Here is a 5,432-nt window from a genome sequence, read left to right as displayed (position 1 = left end):
TGACCCGTCCCGATGGCGCCGAAGCACCATCCTACGCCACTCTCCGGAGGCGACCGGAAGGCGCTAAAGAAGGAGCTGGGCCGGGCGCGCGCGGTGACCACCCTCCTAGCGGCCCAATCGGCTGAGATGCGGGCGAGGGGGGAGGCTCTGATCCAGCAAGCCGACCGCCTGCTCTGTGAAAGCTGGAACGAGCGGATGTGGGCCGACGGTGGCCCAATCGACCCGTCGCCGACTATCGACCAAGCGGTGAACGGCGGCTATTGCTGGATCGAAATCGAGTGCTCACGGTGCAGAACACCGAATGAGGTCGACCTGGCAGCACTCCGTCATCCGTCGACGACCTGCGTTCATGACCTTGCCAGTCGCCTTCGCTGCAGCAAGTGCGCAAAGGCAGGAAAGCGGCCGCCGACGACGCTGCTTCAGCTGGCGCAGCGCGCACGGCATGCCGATCCGGAGACCTGACCTTGTGCAATCTGTACTCGATCACTACCAACCAATCGGCGATCATCGCGCTTTTCCGCGTAGTCAACCAGCACGTCGGCAACCTCGCGCCTATGCCCGGCGTGTTTCCGGACTATAAGGCACCGATCATCCGAAATGGTGCCGGCGGCCGCGAACTCGTCACCGCCAGATGGGGCATGCCGTCATCGGCGAAGGCGCTTTTAGACAACGCCCAAAAGCGAGCGGACAAGCTCCGAGCCAAAGGTCAGACCGTCGATTTCAACGAAGTGCTGCGGATGGAGCCGGATGGCGGGACGACCAACATCCGCAACGTGAAGTCCAAACACTGGACCCGGTGGCTGGGTCCGGAAAACCGCTGCGTGGTCGCGTTCAACAGCTTCAGCGAATTCAACAAGATTCAGGGCGGCGACATCTGGTTCGCACTTGACGAGACCCGTCCGCTTGCCTGCTTCGCTGGCATCTGGACCAACTGGACTTCGGTCCGAAAGGTGAAGGAGGGCGCGACGACCAACGACCTCTACGCGTTCCTGACTACCGAACCGAATGCTGAGGTCGGCGTCATCCATCCGAAAGCGATGCCGGTCATCCTGACAACCCCTGCCGAGGTCGAAACATGGCTGTCGGCCCCGCAAGAAGAAGCCCTGAAGCTGCAGCGCCCGCTGCCGGACAGCTCGCTGAGTATCGTCGCGAGGGGTGTGAAGAAGGACAGGGATCTTCCCGCCGTTTGACGTCATGACGGAAGTCTCTACGACAGCCCCGCATCGCAAGATCATCCATGTGGACATGGACGCGTTCTACGCATCCGTCGAACAGAGGGACGACCCGGCGCTGCGGGGAAAACCGGTCGCCGTCGGCGGCTCTCGCGAGCGCGGCGTCGTTGCGGCCGCAAGTTACGAAGCTCGCAAGTTTGGCGTGCGTTCGGCTATGCCGTCTGTCACCGCGAGGCGGCAGTGTCCCGACCTGATCTTCGTGAAGCCGCGTTTTGAGGTCTACAAGGCGGTCAGCCAACAGATCCGTGAGATCTTCGCGGAGTATACAGCAATCATCGAACCGCTATCGCTGGACGAAGCCTACCTCGACGTGACGGAGAACCTTCAGAACATCCCCCTGGCACGAGACATCGCACTCGCCATCAGGGCCAAGATCAAGGAGGTGACCGGTCTCAACGCATCCGCGGGCATCTCCTACAATAAATTCTTGGCCAAACTCGCGTCCGATCACCGCAAGCCGAATGGTCAATATGTGATCTCGCCAGAGATGGGACCTACGTTCGTCGAGAATCTGCCCGTCGGCAAATTCCACGGCATAGGCCCGGCCACTGCGGCGAAGTTCAACGCGCTCGGCATTCGAACTGGGCAGGATATCCGGGATCAGACCCTCGAATTCCTGCAGGGCCATTTCGGAAAGGCCGGATCCTACTACTACTGGATCTCGCGTGGAATCGATGAGCGACCGGTTCGGGTCAATCGCATCCGTAAGTCGGTCGGTGCGGAGAACACTTTCTCGTCCGACCTAACCTCGTTCGAGGCGATGGCAGCGGAGCTGCAACCGCTCATCGACAAGGTCTGGGGACATTGTGAGAAAACCGGCAATCTAGGCAGGACTGTCACGCTCAAGATCAAGTTCTCGGATTTTGAGATCGTCTCGCGAAGCAGAACGTTGGCCAGCCCTGTCTCAAGTCGGGCAGCCCTCACGACCAGATCGGTTGGGCTGCTCGAGGCTGCGATGCCTCTGCCGAAGCCCGTTCGGCTTCTTGGTGTCTCATTGTCGTCGCTGCAGAACGAGGACGAGGGCAGCCCGCAATTCGGACTGCCTCTCTGACCTCCGCAAACCATACTATTGGAGCGCGGCGACGCTTTTAACAGAGAGCCATGAAGGGAGAAGCGCTGGCGTATGCAAAATTCATCACCTCGGCGTCTGACCAATCGGATCAGGTTGAGTTAGCCCGACGTGGCCAGTGTCAATTGTAGGCTCAGTTATGTTCGCTCTGCATCATGTACAGTTGCGCCGGCTTTCATTTACTATCAACATAATTCATAGGTGGATTTATGTGGAGATAATCATGAATGAGAAGCCAGCCTATAGAAATACTAGTCAATTTTCACGGGCGGAGTTGGAACGGAGGCGGATTGAAAATCTGCAACATTCGATTTCGATTGGATGTTGCCGCTCGTTGCGGAGGAGAATTGAAGAATGGGGTGTCTTCCTAGCCGACTCCGTCGACTCCGCTGTCGTTTCTGACTACAAAGCGATTCAGCAGAGAGCTAATACAATGTTTCAAATTGAAGAATTGCATGGTGCGGGATCACTTCTAGAATTGTCTCATCCGACCGTTCGACGAATGCTGAGCCGAAGAAGTCCGCCATGGAGCTCTAATGAAGTCGCGGCAGCTGAAAGATATCGTAATTGCAGTACTATCCTTTCCAGCAAGATGGATGCGCTTGAACGTACTCCGCCACTTCATCAATAGACGAGAATTCTTCCGGATCTTGGATGTCTTGCGCATCTAGAAAGGAGTATGTTGGAGAGGTCGATGAGAGATTGGTGACGGTCAATCCGATATTGGTCATTTGGGCGGCGACTTGAGCAGCGAGATTCAATTCTTCTATGTTTTTCGCTGCTTCTTCGAACTCGATCTCGTAAGCTTCAGCGAGTGCCTTGCGCAACCCATCAGGACCAGAATACGATCGCGATCGAGCTTTCCCGTTCACGATGACGTAGTAGATTGTGTCACGTCCGTCGAACCTTATTCCAATAGTTGCCGCCATTCTCATCCCCTTGAAGTGAGGCATTTCGATAAGAGGGAGACCGTTAAGATTGTTTGAGGAGTCGGCTTCAAGTGCCGTGCGACAAAAGTCTATTGCGAGCGGGCTCTATTTCGGAGTGGCTGCGTGAAAGACGTCCTACTTACCTTTATAGAACACTTGCATCGACAAAAGGAGACTGATCGATCGAGTCTTAATCAGACGGCAGGCGCCCGATGGTGTTGCTTAATCGCCGATAGCGTACAAGGGGCGCAAATTTTTGCCTAGGGAGAGGCCAAGCGCTGGTCCAATTGCGGGAAGATAAACCTCTCTGACTCAAGGAGCCGATGATGAAGAACATTGTCGTGTGCTGCGATGGCACAGGAAACTAGATCAGCGAGAATATCTCGAATGTCCTGAAGCTAAATCGAACGCTTCGCAAGAGTGGAAAAACGCAGCCTCATCAAGTCGTGTTCTATGACCCCGGTGTCGGGACGTTGGCGCGACCGGACCCTTGGACAAAGTTTAAACAGGATGCGGCGGCAGTTCTCGGCTTCGCGACCGGTTACGGTCTCGATGATAACGTTCTCGCCGCCTATGAATTCCTGATCAACCAGTACGAGGAGGGAGACCAGATCTTTCTTTTCGGGTTCAGTCGTGAAGCTTACGCTGTACGAGTGTTAGCTGGCTTCGTTCACCGCATCGGGCTCTTGTCGCCGCAGCAGAGCAATCTGGCAGGTGGCGCATTGACTGCATACAAGCAAGTCGAACCGATGACGTCCCCGCCAACACTCGTATCTCCACAGGCAAAGGACGCCGATGTTTTAGACGAAGGGGCAAGTCCAAGACCTGCGTCAAAGGAAGACCGAGCATCGCAGTTTGCGCGGATTGTATTCGAGGTGGCCGACGATAAAGTTTGTAGGCGTGTGGGACACGGTTGCAAGCGTTATCGTTCCCTGGCCAGATAGACTTCAGGACTTAGCGCGCGCTTCTTATATAAGAAGCGATCTCGGTCTTATATGAGAAGAAATTTGTCTTGGTTGGCGCCGGCAGGTCGGCCGCATTATGGTTAAGCGACGATTCTTCGCGGTGGACGGACGAATGGTTGGCAAGAGGGCGGCGAAAAGGGGAAAGCGAACTCCCATCGGTGACCGGGTGGCGTTCATCGCAATGATGGACAAAGACGTCATCGCGGACATCAAACAAGTTGCCCTCGACGAGCATCGGGCTGCCTGGGACATCAAGGAGCAGGCCGCGAGGGAGGTTCTGAAGCGAAGGAAGAAAGCTAAGTAGCTCTCGTCCTCCTATCGAGGCTCGCGCCCATCTGCGCCACGCCCGCCGAACTCGGTATTTAGCCAATGCTCAACAGCGACGGCGTCTCCGTATCCGTGACCTCTTAAGACGCCGACGATGTCAGCGGCGGAAAGCACGACGATCGGGTGCTGATCTTCCTTGATCTCTCGATAGGCTTGGCTGTCGACAAAGCTCGTCGTAACGATGATCCCGAACTGACGGTGTCGAAGCCGGGAAATCAGTCGCGACATTTCCCTGACGCCCACCGAGTTGCCGATACCGTAGCACTTGGCCTCGAGCGCGAATTCAACCAGGACCGAACTCGGACCGCGACCAATCCGCATTTTCCCGGTTGCGTCCCGACCGCCATCTCTCGATGGACGTGTAACATCTACTTCCACGATGTCGGGTATCAGCATCCTCGCCATGGCGGCCGCGCAGCTCTCGAAATCATGGGGGTGCGACTGAAAGAAGGCGTGGATTTTCGCGATAATCGCGAGGTCGTCCGGCGCGCTCGGAAGTTGCTCCGATTTGCTCCTGTGCTCGATCGAGCGGACGGCCTTCAAGGGGCGGCAGCGGCCCGTTGAGACCCAGTCGGCCCATACCTCGGGGGCGCGATCGAGCGGATCTTTCCCGTTGATCAGATCGTCTATCCAGAAACGCGGAATCTCGGCGGCGTCCAGAATGGTGAAACGCGCGCGGTAGTTTTGGAATCTTAGGCCTTCGCTGGATCTCCAGACGGCGACGAGGTCGTCGAAGTTCTCGATGTCAGGCCCGCCAGGTATCGCCAAGCCTAGGAAGCGGACGTCGCGCCATTCTCCGGTGCTGGAGAACACGAAGATCGGAGGGATCGACCGCCTTCCGAAAGCGCCGGCGTGAAGGCGCTCGAAGAACCTGCGAAGGAGTTCGTTGCCGAAGCGGCGCGTTTCATGC

The 5,432-nt window shown here is 56.9% G+C and carries 6 protein-coding genes and 1 pseudogene; 5 read left to right on the top strand and 2 right to left on the bottom strand.

Going from position 1 to position 5,432, the window contains the following annotated elements; genetic code table 11:
* Positions 1-12 precede the first annotated feature (12 nt).
* The 3 genes from I5M_RS33525 to dinB are packed head-to-tail and all read left to right on the top strand — an operon-like array spanning position 13 to position 2,283.
* Entirely contained in the window at positions 13-462 is a 450-nt protein-coding gene (locus tag I5M_RS33525; RefSeq protein ID WP_022720425.1) for a hypothetical protein, read from the top strand.
* 2 nt (positions 463-464) lie between these two features.
* A complete protein-coding gene (locus I5M_RS05105) occupies positions 465-1,190 on the top strand; it encodes an SOS response-associated peptidase (RefSeq protein WP_022720424.1) in 726 nt (241 codons plus the stop codon).
* A gap of 4 nt (positions 1,191-1,194) precedes the next feature.
* Positions 1,195-2,283: a DNA polymerase IV gene (dinB, locus tag I5M_RS05100; RefSeq protein WP_022720423.1), complete on the top strand. Its 1,089-nt coding sequence runs from the start codon at positions 1,195-1,197 to the stop codon at positions 2,281-2,283.
* A gap of 593 nt (positions 2,284-2,876) precedes the next feature.
* Here dinB and I5M_RS32030 read toward each other — a convergent pair.
* Positions 2,877-3,230: a hypothetical protein gene (locus I5M_RS32030; protein WP_148287826.1), complete on the bottom strand. Its 354-nt coding sequence runs from the start codon at positions 3,228-3,230 to the stop codon at positions 2,877-2,879.
* A 368-nt stretch (positions 3,231-3,598) separates the two neighbouring features.
* On the opposite strand from I5M_RS32030, the pseudogene I5M_RS31205 reads away from it, so the two are divergent.
* A pseudogene (locus I5M_RS31205) lies at positions 3,599-4,178 on the top strand (T6SS phospholipase effector Tle1-like catalytic domain-containing protein); the annotation flags it as partial.
* Positions 4,179-4,307: 129 nt separating this feature from the next.
* Positions 4,308-4,499, top strand: a complete 192-nt coding sequence (locus I5M_RS05095; protein ID WP_031335428.1) for a hypothetical protein — start codon at positions 4,308-4,310, stop codon at positions 4,497-4,499.
* A gap of 11 nt (positions 4,500-4,510) precedes the next feature.
* Here I5M_RS05095 and I5M_RS05090 read toward each other — a convergent pair.
* Positions 4,511-5,432 (bottom strand): restriction endonuclease (locus I5M_RS05090; RefSeq protein ID WP_022720421.1); only part of this gene is annotated, 922 nt, incomplete at its 5' end.

The sequence above is a fragment of the Rhodopseudomonas sp. B29 genome, from assembly GCF_000333455.1.
Lineage (GTDB): Bacteria > Pseudomonadota > Alphaproteobacteria > Rhizobiales > Xanthobacteraceae > Rhodopseudomonas.
The sequence above is the reverse complement of the archived record's forward strand: the minus strand, read 5'-3'. Positions and strand labels throughout refer to the sequence as shown.